The sequence below is a fragment of the Acinetobacter tianfuensis genome, assembly GCF_003611465.1.
GTDB classification, from domain to species: Bacteria; Pseudomonadota; Gammaproteobacteria; order Pseudomonadales; family Moraxellaceae; genus Acinetobacter; species Acinetobacter tianfuensis.
Map to the genome: position 1 here is coordinate 37,393 of NZ_RAXV01000009.1, position 15,505 is coordinate 52,897.

The window sequence follows — 15,505 nt, forward strand, 5'->3', positions numbered from 1 at the left end:
AAACCTAGTCTGAGCACATTGGACTAGGTTTTTTATTATGCGTATTTTTGAGCGGATTCACCGAAAGCTGAATTGGTCGCGCCGTCGATATATTGGCATGGTTGTTGGGATGCTGGCACTGGGCTATCTGTCATCTGCGGTCTACCATGTGTATAAACCCTTGCCGGAAGGCCTGAATTATACGGGCAAGCTGCGCCATGCGCAGGTACAGTTTTTGGCAGATCAGACTTATGTCGATGCTGCAGGCAAGCAGCAGATTGATCAGCAAATTTTCAAACAAATGCTCAGTTTGATTGAGCAGGCAAAGACGACAATCGTGCTGGATATGTTTCTGTTTAATGCAGAAAGGGGCAACTCAAAAACAGCGCATTTAGCGCTGACGCAGCAGTTGACAGATGCATTAATCAATAAGCAGAGCACGACACCCAATTTAGAAATCAAATTTATTACAGATCCGATCAATTCGGTCTATGGAGGTTTGCAGCCCGCTCAGTACCGCAGCCTGCGTCAGGCGGGGATTGATGTGATTGAAACAGACTTGAATTCACTGCGCGCTTCAAATCCAGCATGGTCGGGGCTGTGGTATCTCTGCTGTCAGGGTTTGGGCAATAATGCTGAAAAGGGCTGGCTGCCGAATCCTTTTGGCAGTGACAAAATTACACTCCGCAGTTATTTCAATTTACTGAATTTTAAGGCCAATCATCGTAAAACACTGGTTGTAGACACCGATGAAGGCTGGAAAGCTTTAGTGACTTCAATGAATCCGCATGACGGCAGTTCGCATCATTCAAATGTTGCTCTGACCGTGCAGGGAAAAACGGCACTTGATATCCTGCAGACGGAACAGACGGTTGGCATGCTGTCTAAGGCAAATATGCCAGCTGTTATTGCAGGTGAATTTGAAGATGCTAAAAACTTGCCGCAGGTTCAGGTACTGACGGAAGGCGCAATATATCAGGCTGTTTTAGATTCGATTCAAAGCAGTCAGAAAGCCGGTATAGAGATTGACCTTGCCATGTTCTATTTATCTGAGCGCAAAATTATTCAGGAACTGATTGCAGCGCATGAACGCGGTGTTAAAGTCCGTGTGCTGCTCGACCCGAACAAGGATGCATTTGGCCGGACTAAAAATGGTATTCCGAACCGTCCAGTCGCGGCTGAACTGCATAAGGCTGGCATAGAGGTGCGCTGGTGCAATACGCAGGGTGAGCAATGTCACAGTAAGATGCTGATCAAACGCAGCATGTACAATACTGAGATCATTCTAGGTTCTGCAAATTTTACAGCCCGTAACTTAAAAAATTATAATTTAGAAACCAATTTACGTGTGATTGGCGGGCGTGATGCACAAGTATTTAAGGATGCAGAGCAGAACTTTAATACTGCTTGGTCTAACTTGAATGGCCGTCAAATCAGCGTGGATTACAGCAAATATGCAGATGAGTCTAAACTGAAATATGCGCTGTACCGTTTTATGGAATGGTCGGGTTTGTCGACGTTTTGATTTTTGAATCCCTCCTAACCTCCCTTTGAAAAAGGGAGGAAGTCCCTCTTTTTAAAAAGAGGGATTTAGGGAGATTAATTTTTCTATTTAGACTCAGGATTTGGCGGTACTAAAGTATCCAAATCTTTATCCGTCATTTGATCCAATTCATGCAAATCGGTTTTAATTTTCCATTTTTCAGCATCTTCTACAGGCTGAGGCAGGCGTGCTTCCAGCCAGTCACAAACTGCATCTGGCGGAAAGTCAGCATGATTGCACTGAATCACCCATGCTAAAAACTGTTTTGCTTCACCATTCATATAAGGCGGCGGAGAGACAGGTAAAAACTGGGTCGGCAAACGTTCATTTTTAGAAATATAGTTCAGCACATGGCCCAGCTCCTGCACGGTTTGCCATGCCAGCGGGTGATCAAGATTAATTTGAAATTTAAACCACCATGCTGTTTTGCCATCGGTGCCATAAGAATCAATAAAATTTTCTTGAACACTCGGAACTTTACAGAAGAATTGATGAAGTCGGTCAAAACTTAAATCAGCCACAACGTCAAACTCAATGAACTAAAAATCGAATAATAACATAATCCTGTTTTAAATTTTGTTTGGCAGGCGTGGCCGCTATGTTTGACCGGGCTGATAAAAGTTTGCAGCATGACAGCACTTGTACATTTTTTCTCCTAAAATGCGCTTTATAATAAGGCTATAGATCTGAAAAGGGGGCTGATATGAAAGCAATTGTGTTTACAGCAGTATTGATGCTTGCAGGAGTATCTGTTCCTGTTTTTGCTGAGAGCGGCAGTGCAAATTACCGCGGTGCAGATACGTCTAGGCATCATCGTCCACTGCCTCCGAATGGCAGTTATCAGCCGTACCGTCAGCCAGTATTTTCCAATCCTTCACTGCAGCATTTAGATCCAGCGCCTTCACGGCCGCCGGTAAGACCGTATCCGCCAGTGCATTCGCACCCGCCGCATCCGCCTGTACGGCCATATCCGCCGCAAAATGGCGTCCATATTTATTATAGGGCGCCAAGTACGGTGACTTACAGTTCCAACAGCTATGGCTGGGTCAACGGTGAACCGTCAAACAGCAGTATTTCCAGTTCAACCCATGTTGTGATCAGCGACTGGCGGCGTTTAGGATTGCCAGATCCGCCAGAGGGCATGTATTGGATTTTTGAAAACGGCCGTTATGTCTTGGTGCCGAACCGATAATTCTATGTTGCTTTATTTATGTTGAAATGACTGGTTATAGTGATAGGAACATTTGTCATTAAATCTCCCCCCAAACCCCTCTTTATGAAAGAGGGGCGCTAAAAGATTAAGCAAGCTCATCATCTTGCGGACGAGGGGTTTTACCTTCTGGCAGCGGTTTTTCTGAGTGTTTATCGCGAATGACTGACGGAAAGGTCCAAGACGCATAGCGCACTACCAAAATAGCAAAGGCAAGAATTAAAATAGAGCCTGTAATAATGACCAAATCCATGCTGGCTTTGTGTGTGTGCTGAATATCTGCAATCAGTAAGCGGGTCAGTGCTGTAATTGCGATATAAATTAAAAAGCGGACAGGCATGTGATTGGTTTTAAAATAAATGCCGACCATTGCTCCCAGTTCTAAGTAAATAAATAGCAAAAGAATATCGTCGATGGTGGCAAATTTTTTCACCGTCAATATTTCATAGACGGTATGTCCTGCAGACCACATGACCATACAGCCGATCACGAAAAGGGCGATGTAGTGAAAAGCTTCAACTGCAAAATTGCCTAATTGATCGAGGAGGGCTTCAAGTTTTTCTACCTTAGGGTTGCGCTCAGACATGGGAGGCCTCCTTTTTTAGATTGCGATATATTTCATTAAATAACAAGCAAGTTTCATGCACATGAATGGGAAAAATTACATTTATTTCGATATAAAAATTCAGGCTTCTGGTGCTAAGGTAGTTTTGCCTAAAGTTACTTGAGCATAAAAAATGTATTTGCCGACGCATTTTCAGCAGGAAGATTTAATTGAGCTATTTGACTGTATTGAAGCAAATCCTTTCGCCAGTGTGATGGTTGTATGTGAAGGGGAAATTGAAGCTAATCATATTCCTTTGGAATTAGATCGCTCAGTTGGTGAAAAGGGAATGCTTCGAGGGCATATTGCCAAAGCGAATCCGTTGTTTAATTTATTAGAAAGAGAACAATCTGCGTATGTGATTTTTCATGCAGATCAAGCCTATATTTCTCCAAACTGGTATGCAGGAAAGCAAGAGCATCATCGTACAGTACCAACGTGGAATTACCGCGTGGTGCATGTTAAAGGCATGATGCGTAAAGTGGATGATGAAAAGTATTTGCGTGGAATTTTGGCGCGGCTCACACGTACTCATGAAGCGACTCAAGCTGTGCCATGGAAAATGGGCGATGCACCGAATGATTTTATTGCTGAACAGTTAGAGAAAATTGTGGCGATTGAAATTGAAATAGATTCAATCATGGGGAAGTTTAAAGTCAGTCAAAACCGCAGTGCTGCAGATGCTGAAAGAGTAGCAAATGCTTTGGAAAATTCGAATGCTGAAATGGCGGCGTCGGTGCGAAATTATCATGCAGAGAAGAAATAAAAAAAGCCCGAATATTCGGGCTTTTTTTATTTTAAGTCGCTTTCGACTTAAGCTTGATTGGTAAAGTAATCTTCAGAGAAGTTCATGATGATTTCAGAACCTGCTTTTACTTTTTGAATGCGGACAGCCAGTTCAGGCAAAACGCGTTGAACGAAATACAGCGCCAGTGACAGTTTGTTTTGGTAGAACTCGCCGTCTTTGTCTTTGGCTGCATTGGCAATGCGGGCAAACATATAAGAGAAGCTTAATAGGCCGACCGCATGCAGATAATCAACCGCTGCAGAATTCGAGAACTCTACATTTTCGCCTGCTGCTTCAAGTACATATTGCGTTACAGACTCAACTTCTGCTGCCGCATCTAGAGTTGCATCTTTAATGAAGTTCAGGTCAGCGCTTAGGTCATTTGTGAAATCACGGATTTCTTGGATGTATTCAGCAATGAATGCGCCGCCGCATTTAATGGTTTTACGGCCAATTAAATCTTGAGACTGAACGCCATTGGTGCCTTCGTAAATTTGGGCAATACGTAAGTCGCGGATGCATTGCTCCATACCCCATTCACGGATAAAGCCGTGACCGCCAAATACCATTTGGGCATCAAGTGTTGCTTGGAAGGCTGTATCTGTTAGGTATGCCTTAGCAATTGGTGTTAAAAGCGCAACACGGTCATTGGCTGTTTTCACAGCTTCTGCATCGGTTGAGAATTTAGTGATGTCGAGCTGCTGGCCAACATAGACTGCAAATGCACGAGAGGCTTCATTATTTGCACGGGCATTTAACAGCATGCGGCGCACATCACCGTGAACTAAAATGCTGTCCGCAGGTTTAGCAGGGGATTGAACGCCAGAAGCGCTGCGGCCTTGTAAACGGTCTGTCGCATACTGCGCAGCATTTTGGTAAGCAAACTCAGAAGCGCCAAGGCCTTGAATACCCATCGACAGACGTTCGTAGTTCATCATCACGAACATGGCTGCTAGGCCTTCGTTTTCTTTACCAACGAGGTAACCTTTTGCACCGTCAAAGTTCATGACGCATGTTGCAGATGCTTTAATACCCATCTTGTGTTCAATAGAACCTGGGCCTGCCGCATTGCGCTCACCTAAAGAGCCGTCCGCATTGACAATGAACTTCGGTACGATAAACAGTGAAATACCGCGTGAACCAGCAGGCGCATCTGGTGTTTTTGCTAAAACTAAGTGAATGATGTTTTCAGAAAGATCATGGTCACCGCCGGTAATGAAAATTTTCGTACCAGTGATGTTGTAGGTACCGTCTTCATTGCGCTCAGCTTTAGTTTTAATAATGCCTAAGTCTGTACCTGCATGAGGTTCAGTTAGACACATGGTGCCTGACCATTCGCCTGTGTACATTTTTGGCAAATACGTTTCTTTTTGCTCTTGAGAAGCGTAGCTGTTCAACGCCATGCCTGCGCCTACAGAAAGCAGCGGGTAGAGCATGAAAGATGGGTTTGTAGAAAACAGCATTTCATCTGCAAGTACAGTCAGCATTTTCGGCATGCCTTGGCCGCCCCATTCTTCATCCGCCGCTAAGCCAATCCAGCCGCCTTCAGCATATTGTTTGAATGCATCTTTGAAGCCCGCAGGTGTTGTTACGCTGCCATTGCTATATGTTGCGCCTTCTTCATCACCTGTACGGTTAAGCGGATGTGTTACGTTTTGTGCAAACTTTGCCATTTCTTCAAGAATCGCTTCAGCAGTTGCTGCATCAACGTGGGCAAGATTTTCATTGTTTTGCCAGAATTGTTCTGCTTTAAAAACATCATTTAAGATGAATTTCATATCTGCGAGAGGCGCATTGTAAATTGGCATGTTCGTTCACCTGTTTATTGTTTGAATCTGAGAGCTGAGGGCAACTTTTATTGACACACATTGTGCAGAAGATTGACCAAAGTAAAACTATGGGACTATTTATAAAGAAAAAGGACTGCCAATGCTATGACCGTCCTTTCTCTATTTCTGTACTCAAGAGTACAATTTTTTGAATATGCTGCAGATATTCAAATTAGAATGCGAAGTGTTCAGCATCTAAAGTCATCAGCGGATCAACACCGCCTGCAATTACGTCTACATGTGAACGGACACGCGGCAGAATTTTCTTGAAGTAGAAACGCGCAGTCGTTACTTTCGCATTGTAGAAGTCTACTTCTGTTGTGCCTGAAGCAAGCGCTTCTTGAGCGACAAGCGCCATACGAGCCCATAGGTATGCAAGTGTTACATAGCCAGAGAAGTATAGGTAGTCAACCGCAGCTGCGCCTACTTCATCTGGGTTTTGCATCGCTTTCATGCCGATTTGCATTGTCAAATCGCCCCATTCTTTGTTCAGCGCTGCTAGAGGCGCAATAAACTCAGCCATAGCGGTATTGTCTTTATTCGCTTCGGCAAATTTGTGAATGATTTTGGTGAAGTCTTTCAACATTGCGCCTTGCGTACCCAACACTTTACGGCCTAGCAAGTCGATAGACTGAATTTCAGTTGTACCTTCATATAAGCAAGAGATACGTGTATCACGTACAATTTGCTCCATACCGTGCTCTGAAATAAAGCCGTGGCCGCCAAATACTTGAACGCCGTGTTTTGCAGATTCTGAACCCGTTTCAGTTAAGAATGCTTTTGCAATTGGTGTAAGCAAAGACAGGATGTTGTCAGAGAATTTACGTTCTTCTTCAGTTGCGCCTTTTTCAACAACGTCAGCGTGCTGAGCCAGTAAGTAAACCAATGCGCGGCCGCCTTCTGCATATGCTTTTTGCGTTAGCAGCATGTTGCGTACAGCAGGATGCACAATAATTGGATCAGCATCTTTTTCTGGCGCTTTAGGGCCAGTTAAAGAGCGCATTGCCAGACGGTCTTTTGCATATGCAAGCGCGCCTTGGAATGAACCTTCAGAAGCAGACAAACCTTGTACAGCAGTACCGATACGCGCTGTGTTCATGAATGTAAACATGCAGTTTAGGCCGCGGTTTTCAGGGCCGATCAGGAAGCCTTTTGCGTTGTCAAAGTTGATGACGCAAGTTGCGTTGCCATGGATACCCATTTTGTGTTCGATTGAACCGCAGCGTACAGCATTGCGTTCGCCTGCAGTGCCGTCAGCATTGAGGTTGAACTTAGGAACAATGAATAACGAAATGCCTTTGGTGCCTTTAGGCGCGCCAGGAAGACGTGCAAGAACGATATGAATAATATTCTCTGCCATGTCATGTTCGCCGGCAGAGATAAAGATTTTCTCGCCAGAGATTGCATAGCTGCCGTCAGCTTGAGGTTCAGCTTTAGAACGGATAATACCGAGGTCAGAACCTGCATGAGACTCTGTTAAGCACATTGTGCCTGTCCATTCGCCTGAAACAAGTTTTGGCAGGTAAGCGTCTTTTTGTTCTTGAGAACCGTGGTGCTCTAAAGTACGCACTGCGCCATGAGAAAGGCCAGGGTACATGCCCCATGACCAGTTTGCAGTACCGACCATTTCAGAAATTGTGATGCCTAAAGAGTTAGGCAAGCCTTGACCGCCGAACTCTTCATCTGCAGAAAGAGAAGGGAAGCCTAGTTCGATATATTTTTGATACGCTTCTTTAAAACCAGTAGGCGTTGTGACAACACCGTCGTTCCAAGTACAGCCTTCACGGTCGCCAACTTGGTTTAAAGGAGAAAGTTCATTTTCACAAAAATCAGCAGCAGCTTCCAGGTACTGATCGACCAATTCACGGCTTACGGTTTCAGAGAATGCAGGCAAGCTTGCATAGTGACCTTCTGCGTTTAAAAGTTCATGCAGAACGAATTGCATATCACGTAAGGGCGCTTTGTATTGTGGCATATCGTTTTTCCTCAATACTGGTTTCAACCAGCGTTATAATCCAGATAACATTGTTAATCGCATCGTCATTGATACGTTTTTGAATGGCTTAATCGTGCAACATCTTATTCTAAGGTACAAGCATTTCGAGGTGATTTCTTGGTGACTGTAAAGTCAAAAATTTTTTTCTTGAAATAGCTAAGTACATAGAGTGTAAACAGTTTTGGCGCTTTTCACATGACACATATGGTCAAAAACGTAAAAACTTATGTCGGTGTTTTGAAACGATTGCAAGGCAGTTCAATATGTTAGCTGAAAATGCATCTGCAGAGCAGGTTTAGAGTACAAATGTGCAGGCAGCAAAAAAGCGCTCATAGAGCGCTTTAGGAGCAGGTGCGGCTTATGCTTTTGCAGGTGCTGCCGGTTTAAAGCGGACTTCGCATTTACCGTCAATGGTGCGTTCGCCAGCTTTAATCTGTACAGCTGAGCCGTTGGCTTTGCCTTGGCAGGCTTGAGCAATGGCTTGCTGCTGAGCTTGGCGCTGTGCAAGGCGCTGATCAAACTGTTTGACCATTTCCGCGCGCTGTGCATCGGTCAGTACTTCGCCGCGCTGCATATGGCCGCGCATTTCGCCTTGCATTGGACGGTGCTCGCCGCGCATTGGTTTATGTTCCGCATGCGCTTTTTGCATTTCCTGTTTCATGGCTTTGCGGTCAGCTTTAAAGCTCATGGTGCATGTGCCGCTGATTGTCTGCTCACCTGTTTTTAACTGTACTGCTGTTCCTGCAGCTTTGCCGTCACAGGCTTTTTTTACATCAGCCAAGAATTGGCGCTGTTCAGCACGTTTGGCTTGGAATGCTTCTTGCTGTTCTGGCGTGAGTTTGCGGGCTTGTTCCGAATGATGTTCTTTCATCATCCGGCTGTGTTTATTGTCTTGAGGCGCATTGGTCGATTGGCAGGCTGTTAAAGCCCCCATGCTGAGTACGCTTGCACTGATCAATGCCATTTTAGTCATCATTTTCATTGTGTTTACCCCATAGCAGCTGCATTTCATTATTTAGGATAAGATTAAATAATAAAGATGAAGAAACAATGGAGAGTTTTTTAAAGCAGTGTTCGCTACAATAATGAAATAGAAGAAAAATTGAGACGCTGCTTTTGAATATCCGCCGTGTGCCTATTGCCTTACGTTTATTTTTGACTGTACTGCTGACGACCTTAGTCATCACAACGGTCAGCTTAGGCGTGCTTCACTGGACCATGCAGCGCAACTTTACTCAATATGTTGCGGATGTAGAAATGCAAAAGCTGGATGGCTTAATGGGCAATTTGGCTGATGTCTATGATGTTTATCATGACTGGGGCAATGCGATTCAGGCGCAAATTCTGCAAATCGAAGGCGACGCTGGCCCTGATGATTATGACCGGCTGTCGCGCTGGTGGCTGCGCCGTCAATATGATATTGCTTTGCAGCAGCGCTATTTTAAAGAGCACTCGTTGGTGACGGCAGGCGCGGCAATGAATGCCTCGAATGAAATGCTGAACGATGAAAAAGCGCAAGATTTGAAATTTATTGAACAGAATTTACCTACAGCGTTTCAGCCTTTTGAAGGTTTGAAGTTTCCGCTCAGTGCTAATCAAAATATTTTCCGTCCTTCTGACCCTAAGGATAAGAACAAAGCGCATGCCCCTGTGCTGCAGCACAATCAGACTGGAAAAAAACACTTTATTTCGATGCCTGACCGTTTAGGACTGAGCTCGCGCCTTTCTTTGTATGATGCGAAGAAGCAGTTTATTGTCGGTGAGCCATCGGATACGCAAATATCTTACCGTCCAATTATTGCGGACAATAAAATCGTGGGCTATTTGGGCTTAAAACCCGTTTTGGAAGAGGATGATGCTGTCAGTATCAACTTTTTCAGCAATCAAAAGCGTTATTTGTTTTTGGTTTACATGTTAACTATTATCAGCAGTTTAATTGCAGCTTTGCTGATGGCGACTTATTTTAAAAAACCGATTCAGCGTTTGCTGCATGGTACGCGTGAATTGACCAAGGGAAATTATCAGTATCAGGTCAAAGTGAACCGTAATGATGAGCTGGGTGATTTATCTAATGAGCTGAATCAGCTGGCTGTGATTTTGGATCAGCATGAAACTTCACGCCGTCAGTGGGTGGCCGATACTTCACATGAATTGAAAACACCGCTTGCTGTACTGCAAGCGCAAATTGAAGCGATGCAGGATGGTATTCGCAAGCCGACACCTGAGCATTTTGCATCTATGCTGAATCAGGTCAGCAGCCTGAAAAAACTGACGCAGGATTTGGCCGATTTGGCGCAAGCAGAAGCCATGCAGCTGAAATGCTATTTGGCGGATGTAGACCCTTGGCGGGTGATTGAACAGGAAATATTTAACTTCAAACCCAAATTTGAGCAAGCAGGCTTGACTGTCGATGCTGATGGTGAGGGCGCTGAATTACAATTGGATATAGACCGTTTTAAACAAATTATGGTGAACTTGCTGGGCAACAGCATACGTTATACTGAAGCTGGCGGTCAGGTGCAGATTCATACTGAGCAAAATGCACAGGAATGGACGGTGTATGTTGATGACAGCCCATTTGGTTTGACCGATGAACAGCTGGAAAATTTAGGCCAGCGTTTCTACCGTGTGGATGACTCGCGTACGCGCAGTACTGGCGGTACAGGATTAGGCTTAGCGCTTTCTGGAAAAATTGCACAAGCCATGGGCGGTCAGTTGAGCTTTGCGCATTCGCCTTTGGGCGGTTTGCGCTGCAAGCTGACATTTCCCAAAAACATTTAATTTGAAAGGAAAGATGCATTCATGAAACATATCATGCTGGTAGAAGATGAGGTTGAACTTGCACAGCTGGTGCGTGACTATTTGGAAGCTGCTGGTTTAGAGGTCAGCATGTTTCATGATGGTCAGGACGCTTATGACAGTTTTATGCAGCGTAAGCCGAGCCTGATGATTTTAGACTTGATGGTACCGCGTATGGATGGATTAACCATCTGCCGTAAAGTGCGTGAGCAGTCGGATATTCCAATTATTATGGTGACTGCGCGTACAGAAGAAATTGACCGCGTATTGGGCTTAAATATGGGCGCAGATGACTATGTCTGCAAACCGTTTAGCCCGAAAGAGCTGGTTGCGCGTGTACAGGCTGTTTTACGCCGCTTAGAGCGTAAGGCTGAACCTGAAAGCAACGATTTATTCCGTATGGATAAAGGTCAGCAGCGGATTTGGTATCAGCAAAAGTCCTTGAATTTAACGCCGACAGAGTTCCGTTTGCTTGAGCTTTTTTTAGAGCATGTGGGACAGGTTTATTCACGTGCGCAGCTGCTGGATCACATTAATCCTGACAGCTTTGATGTGGCAGACCGTGTGATTGACAGCCATATTAAGAATTTGCGCCGTAAAATTTCTGAAGCAGCTGAAACAGGTAACCGTCATGAGTGGATACAGGCGGTGTATGGTGTAGGCTACCGTTTTGAATATCCTGAAGATTGATTTTATTTAAAGTCATGGTGAAAAGCGGATGAGTGTAAAACATATCCGCTTTTTTTAGATCAAAGGCTGCTGCAGGAGCACAGCATGAAAATAAAGATTAGAGACGAAGCGCTGGATGACATTCCAGTCATTGAAGCGCTCACAAAGGCTGCTTTTTTAAATGCAGAACACTCAAGCCATACAGAGCACTTTATTGTGAATCAGCTGAGAAATGCACAGCAATTGACAATATCGCTGGTTGCGGAAGATACAGATACGCACAGTCTAGCTGGACATGTCGCTGTGTCGCCAGTAAACATTTCTGATGGCGCGCAAGGGTGGTATGGCTTAGGGCCAATTTCGGTCTTGCCTGAGCTGCAAGGCTTAGGCATAGGCACACAGCTGATGCAGGCTGCATTAGCACGGCTTAAAGACATTGGCGCGAATGGATGTGTCTTGCTGGGTGATCCGAACTACTACGCCCGCTTTGGCTTTGAGCCTTCAGCACAGCTGATTTTGCCTGATGTGCCGCCTGAATATTTTCAAGCAATTTCCTTTGTAAAGCGTATGCCGGAAGGTGTCGTGACTTATCATGCTGCCTTTCATGCAGAGAATTAGTGCAAATCTAAGTGATGGAGCATATTGAGATTGAAATTTGCTTTGTTATCTTGAATGCTCAAAGAAAATTTTGAAGTCTGCCTGTTTAATATTAATGACTGACTTAACAGTAAATTGATAATGCTTGACGGCAGGCTTTTGACTATTTTCAGCTGCGCTTTTAATGAATGATCTAGGTTCAATGCCGCGAAACTATTACAATTCGCCATGTTATACATGATGAGAGTTTGTTTTGAACAGTGAAACGCCCAAACTGCAGCGCCGTTTAAAGAACCGCCATATCCAATTAATTGCTATGGGCGGAGCAATTGGGACGGGTTTATTCTTAGGCTCAGCGCATATTATTGAGTCAGCAGGGCCTTCAATTATTTTGGGTTATCTGATTGGCGGCATGATTGCTTTTCTGATTATGCGCCAATTGGGTGAGATGATTGTACAAGAGCCAGTAACAGGGTCATTCAGCCATTTTGCTTTTAAATACTGGGGCAAATTCGCAGGCTTTCTCACGGGCTGGAACTATTGGATTCTCTACATTTTAGTGGTGATGACCGAGCTGACCGCGATTGGCAAATATGTCAATTACTGGTGGCCGCATGTGCCTGCATGGGTGTCGGTTCTTGTGTTTTTTGCAGTGATCACGCTGGCCAATTTAGCCAATGTTAAACTGTATGCAGAGTCTGAATTTTGGCTGTCGATGATTAAAGTCGTGGCAATTGTTGCCATGATTATTTTCGGTGTTTATTTACTGATGACGGCAGAGGCCGGTTCCACCGCTTCGATCAGCAATTTATGGACGCATGGCGGCTTTTTTCCGCATGGTTTTGAAGGCTTATTTTATATGCTGGCCTTTATGATGTTTGCTTTCGGCGGCATTGAACTGATCAGCATGGCAGCAGCAGAAACGGAAGATCCTGATCAAAACATTCCTAAAGCCGTCAATCAAACCGTGATTCGTGTATTCCTGTTCTATATCTGTTCATTGGCGGTGCTGCTGTCTTTAGTGCCGTGGAATCAGCTGAAACTTGGCGGTTTGGAGCATAGTCCTTTTGTAATGATTTTTAATCAGATGGGCATTGCTTGGGCGGCGCATTTATTAAACTTTATTATTTTGACGGCGTCAGTATCGGTCTGTAACAGCGGTATGTATGCCAATAGCCGTATGCTGCTGGGCCTAGCGGAACAGGGCAATGCGCCAAAAGCATTTAAGCAGGTGAATAAACAGGGTACACCGATTGCGGCCGTTTTATGTTCAGCCTTGCTGATTTTTGGCTGTGTGCTGCTGAATTATTTCTTGCCTGAAAAAGCTTTGAGCTATTTGATTTATATTGTGGTCAGTGCTGCGGTATTGAACTGGATTTTGATTAGTTTGATTCATTTGAAGTTTAGAAAAGCGATGCAGCAGCAGAGCATTCAAACTAAGTTTCCGGCTTTATTTGCGCCGTTTACCAACTACTTCGTCTTAGTATTCATGCTGATGATTTTGTACATCATGTGGATGCAGGGTTTTATGCTGTCGGTGCTGATGCAGCCTGTGTGGATATTGCTGTTGTTTGTGCTGTTTAAAGTGATGCAGGCGAGGAAGGCTTAAAATAAAAAGGTTTAGGGATGAGCCTTTTCAAATACAGAATTCACGCTTTAATACGGTGAATGAACGATGCTGATACATAGCAATTCATGATGTGTGAAGTTTAAGTATTCCATTGTTTTTAAAAAACTGAATGACGCGCAAGTAAAAAACAGAGCGTTGTACATTGTGAAAGCGAATGACCAAAATACTCAATGAAATAGCGCGAAGCTCAGGAAAAACCTGAGCTTCGCGCTTGTTGTTAAATCATCTTTATACGCTGAAAACAGCTGATTTAGACTTATTTAACAGCTGCTGTGAGCATAACTTCGACTAGAACCTGAGGACGCGCTAAGTCTGCTTGTAATGCAGCGCGTGCAGGAGCAGCGCCTTCTGGCAGCCACGCTTCCCAGCATTCATTGAATGCAGCAAAGTCTTCAGCAATATTTTTAATCCAAATTTGAGCAGTTAAAATCTGACCTTTGTCACTGCCAGCCTGTTCTAACAAAGCATCAATTTTTGCTAAAACTTCTAAAGTCTGCTGTTTAGCATCTGCGTCTAAAGTTGTTGGCACTTGGCCAGAAACATACACTAAACCGTTATGTACAACACAGCCAGCTAAACGTGCATTTGCGCCAATACGTTGAATATCGTTACTCATTTTATTTCTCCAAAGATAAACCATCTAAAGCAATTGGGGATTTTGCTTGGCTAATTAATTGACTGATAACCATTGCGCTGCCTGCTGCAAGGGTAAAGCCTAAGCTGCCTTGGCCGATGTTTGACCATAAATTTGCGTACTTCGTGCGGCCTAAAATAGGCGGGCCTTTTGGCGTAGAAGGGCGTAAGCCGCTCCATTCTTGAGCTGTATCGACACCGGCTAAATCAGGGAAGGTTTTACGAACCGTTTCTTTCAAGGCATCCATACGGTTTTTGCGGATATCCACATGCTGATAGCCAATATCGACCATGGCAGCAATGCGAAGCTGATTACCTAATTTTGCATATACGATTTTATTCGCATAATCCGTCACGCTCATGTTCGGAACAATATTATTTTGTTGCGGGAACGGTAAAGTTAGGCTATAGCCTTTTAACGGATATACAGGTACGGAAATACCTGCCATATCTAAAATAGCGGTACTGCCATTGCCGGCAGCGACAACAAAATCATCGGCCTCGATACGCCCGTGATTGGTTTCAATTGCTTGAATACGGTTACTTTCAGTAATGAAGTCAGTCACCTTATGTGTGTAAAGGCAGCTGAAGTCAGCACTTTTTTCTAATTCTTTATACAGTGCCAGACAGAATTTATAGCAGTCTGCTGTTTCATCATCCGGGGTATAAATTGAACCGACTAATTCTGAGGCAATACCGCTTAATGATGGTTCAAGCGCAATGGTTTCATCACGATTCAATGCTTTTTGGACTTGAGGGTCGATTCCGGATGCAGCCTTTTTAAAAGCATATTCATCACGGTGAATGATCATTTTGCCTGATTTTACCCAGCAAAAATCATCAAGCTGATCACGCCATTTTGACATAATGCTTTGACTATAAAGCGATAAACGTAAAATGTGGTTGCCGTTTGTGATATTGGTTTTACGGTTGCACGCCATTAAAAACTGCAGCAGCCAAGACCATTGGAAAGGTGAGGCATTCAATTTAAAGTTTAATGGAGAATGTGCTTTTCCAAGCCATTGAAGTGCTTGAAATGGAACGCCTGCATCAGCTAAAGGCGCAACATATCGGTAACTTAACTGTCCGCCGTTTGCAAAACTGGTTTGGCATCCGACCTGATCATTTGCTTCAATGATCGTGACTTTATGGCCGGCTTGAATAAGTGCGTAAGCTGTACTTAAACCAATTACTCCACCGCCAATAACGGCTACATGCTTTTTCATTGT

The 15,505-nt window shown here is 44.2% G+C and carries 14 protein-coding genes; 7 read left to right on the top strand and 7 right to left on the bottom strand.

What is annotated here, in order from left to right; genetic code table 11:
• Window positions 1-37 precede the first annotated feature (37 nt).
• Window positions 38-1,504 (top strand): phospholipase D-like domain-containing protein, encoded by a 1,467-nt coding sequence (locus D7V32_RS05735; protein WP_120401950.1) that lies wholly within the window; start codon window positions 38-40, stop codon window positions 1,502-1,504.
• A gap of 83 nt (window positions 1,505-1,587) precedes the next feature.
• On the opposite strand, the gene D7V32_RS05740 is transcribed toward D7V32_RS05735, so the two are convergent.
• Entirely contained in the window at window positions 1,588-2,043 is a 456-nt protein-coding gene (locus D7V32_RS05740; protein ID WP_120401951.1) for a hypothetical protein, read from the bottom strand.
• Window positions 2,044-2,225: 182 nt separating this feature from the next.
• Between D7V32_RS05740 and D7V32_RS05745 the strand changes: the two genes are divergently transcribed.
• Window positions 2,226-2,714: an RcnB family protein gene (locus D7V32_RS05745; RefSeq protein ID WP_120401952.1), complete on the top strand. Its 489-nt coding sequence runs from the start codon at window positions 2,226-2,228 to the stop codon at window positions 2,712-2,714.
• A gap of 106 nt (window positions 2,715-2,820) precedes the next feature.
• Here D7V32_RS05745 and D7V32_RS05750 read toward each other — a convergent pair whose 3' ends face one another.
• The gene (locus D7V32_RS05750) at window positions 2,821-3,318 is read right to left on the bottom strand and encodes a phosphate-starvation-inducible protein PsiE (RefSeq protein WP_120401953.1); all 498 of its coding nucleotides are present in this window, start codon (window positions 3,316-3,318) and stop codon (window positions 2,821-2,823) included.
• 151 nt (window positions 3,319-3,469) lie between these two features.
• On the opposite strand from D7V32_RS05750, the gene D7V32_RS05755 reads away from it, so the two are divergent.
• Complete coding sequence (locus D7V32_RS05755) at window positions 3,470-4,102, top strand: FMN-binding negative transcriptional regulator (protein WP_120401954.1); 633 nt, start codon at window positions 3,470-3,472, stop codon at window positions 4,100-4,102.
• A gap of 47 nt (window positions 4,103-4,149) precedes the next feature.
• Here the strand turns inward: D7V32_RS05755 and D7V32_RS05760 are convergent, their stop codons facing one another.
• The 3 genes from D7V32_RS05760 to D7V32_RS05770 all read right to left on the bottom strand — a co-directional run bounded on the left by D7V32_RS05760 (window position 4,150) and on the right by D7V32_RS05770 (window position 8,930).
• Window positions 4,150-5,931, bottom strand: coding sequence for an acyl-CoA dehydrogenase C-terminal domain-containing protein (locus D7V32_RS05760; protein WP_120401955.1), 1,782 nt, complete (start codon window positions 5,929-5,931; stop codon window positions 4,150-4,152).
• A gap of 193 nt (window positions 5,932-6,124) precedes the next feature.
• Complete coding sequence (locus tag D7V32_RS05765; protein ID WP_120401956.1) at window positions 6,125-7,927, bottom strand: acyl-CoA dehydrogenase C-terminal domain-containing protein; 1,803 nt, start codon at window positions 7,925-7,927, stop codon at window positions 6,125-6,127.
• 379 nt (window positions 7,928-8,306) lie between these two features.
• The gene (locus tag D7V32_RS05770) at window positions 8,307-8,930 is read right to left on the bottom strand and encodes a hypothetical protein (RefSeq protein WP_120401957.1); all 624 of its coding nucleotides are present in this window, start codon (window positions 8,928-8,930) and stop codon (window positions 8,307-8,309) included.
• A 134-nt stretch (window positions 8,931-9,064) separates the two neighbouring features.
• Here D7V32_RS05770 and baeS point away from each other — a divergent pair, with 134 nt between their 5' ends.
• From baeS to D7V32_RS05795, 4 genes are all read left to right on the top strand, one after another.
• Entirely contained in the window at window positions 9,065-10,729 is a 1,665-nt protein-coding gene (gene baeS / locus D7V32_RS05775; protein ID WP_120401958.1) for a sensor histidine kinase efflux regulator BaeS, read from the top strand.
• Window positions 10,730-10,750: 21 nt separating this feature from the next.
• Complete coding sequence (locus tag D7V32_RS05780) at window positions 10,751-11,437, top strand: response regulator (protein WP_120401959.1); 687 nt, start codon at window positions 10,751-10,753, stop codon at window positions 11,435-11,437.
• A gap of 84 nt (window positions 11,438-11,521) precedes the next feature.
• The gene (locus tag D7V32_RS05785; RefSeq protein ID WP_120401960.1) at window positions 11,522-12,034 is read left to right on the top strand and encodes a GNAT family N-acetyltransferase; all 513 of its coding nucleotides are present in this window, start codon (window positions 11,522-11,524) and stop codon (window positions 12,032-12,034) included.
• Between the two features lie 232 nt (window positions 12,035-12,266).
• Window positions 12,267-13,622, top strand: coding sequence for an amino acid permease (locus tag D7V32_RS05795; protein WP_120401962.1), 1,356 nt, complete (start codon window positions 12,267-12,269; stop codon window positions 13,620-13,622).
• A gap of 277 nt (window positions 13,623-13,899) precedes the next feature.
• Here the strand turns inward: D7V32_RS05795 and D7V32_RS05800 are convergent, their stop codons facing one another.
• Both D7V32_RS05800 and D7V32_RS05805 read right to left on the bottom strand, forming a co-directional pair.
• Window positions 13,900-14,259: a RidA family protein gene (locus D7V32_RS05800; protein ID WP_120401963.1), complete on the bottom strand. Its 360-nt coding sequence runs from the start codon at window positions 14,257-14,259 to the stop codon at window positions 13,900-13,902.
• A gap of 1 nt (window position 14,260) precedes the next feature.
• A complete protein-coding gene (locus D7V32_RS05805; RefSeq protein WP_120401964.1) occupies window positions 14,261-15,502 on the bottom strand; it encodes a D-amino acid dehydrogenase in 1,242 nt (413 codons plus the stop codon).
• Between the last annotated feature and the right edge of the window lie 3 nt (window positions 15,503-15,505).

Bases quoted from the DNA above. Each gene is read 5' to 3' on its own strand.
- D7V32_RS05735 (WP_120401950.1), top strand. From the start codon at position 38: ATGCGTATTTTTGAGCGGATTCACCGAAAGCTGAATTGGTCGCGCCGT.
- D7V32_RS05745 (WP_120401952.1), top strand. From the start codon at position 2,226: ATGAAAGCAATTGTGTTTACAGCAGTATTGATGCTTGCAGGAGTATCT.
- D7V32_RS05750 (WP_120401953.1), bottom strand. From the start codon at position 3,318: ATGTCTGAGCGCAACCCTAAGGTAGAAAAACTTGAAGCCCTCCTCGAT.
- D7V32_RS05755 (WP_120401954.1), top strand. From the start codon at position 3,470: ATGTATTTGCCGACGCATTTTCAGCAGGAAGATTTAATTGAGCTATTT.
- D7V32_RS05760 (WP_120401955.1), bottom strand. From the start codon at position 5,931: ATGCCAATTTACAATGCGCCTCTCGCAGATATGAAATTCATCTTAAAT.
- D7V32_RS05765 (WP_120401956.1), bottom strand. From the start codon at position 7,927: ATGCCACAATACAAAGCGCCCTTACGTGATATGCAATTCGTTCTGCAT.
- D7V32_RS05770 (WP_120401957.1), bottom strand. From the start codon at position 8,930: ATGAAAATGATGACTAAAATGGCATTGATCAGTGCAAGCGTACTCAGC.
- D7V32_RS05780 (WP_120401959.1), top strand. From the start codon at position 10,751: ATGAAACATATCATGCTGGTAGAAGATGAGGTTGAACTTGCACAGCTG.
- D7V32_RS05785 (WP_120401960.1), top strand. From the start codon at position 11,522: ATGAAAATAAAGATTAGAGACGAAGCGCTGGATGACATTCCAGTCATT.
- D7V32_RS05800 (WP_120401963.1), bottom strand. From the start codon at position 14,259: ATGAGTAACGATATTCAACGTATTGGCGCAAATGCACGTTTAGCTGGC.
- D7V32_RS05805 (WP_120401964.1), bottom strand. From the start codon at position 15,502: ATGAAAAAGCATGTAGCCGTTATTGGCGGTGGAGTAATTGGTTTAAGT.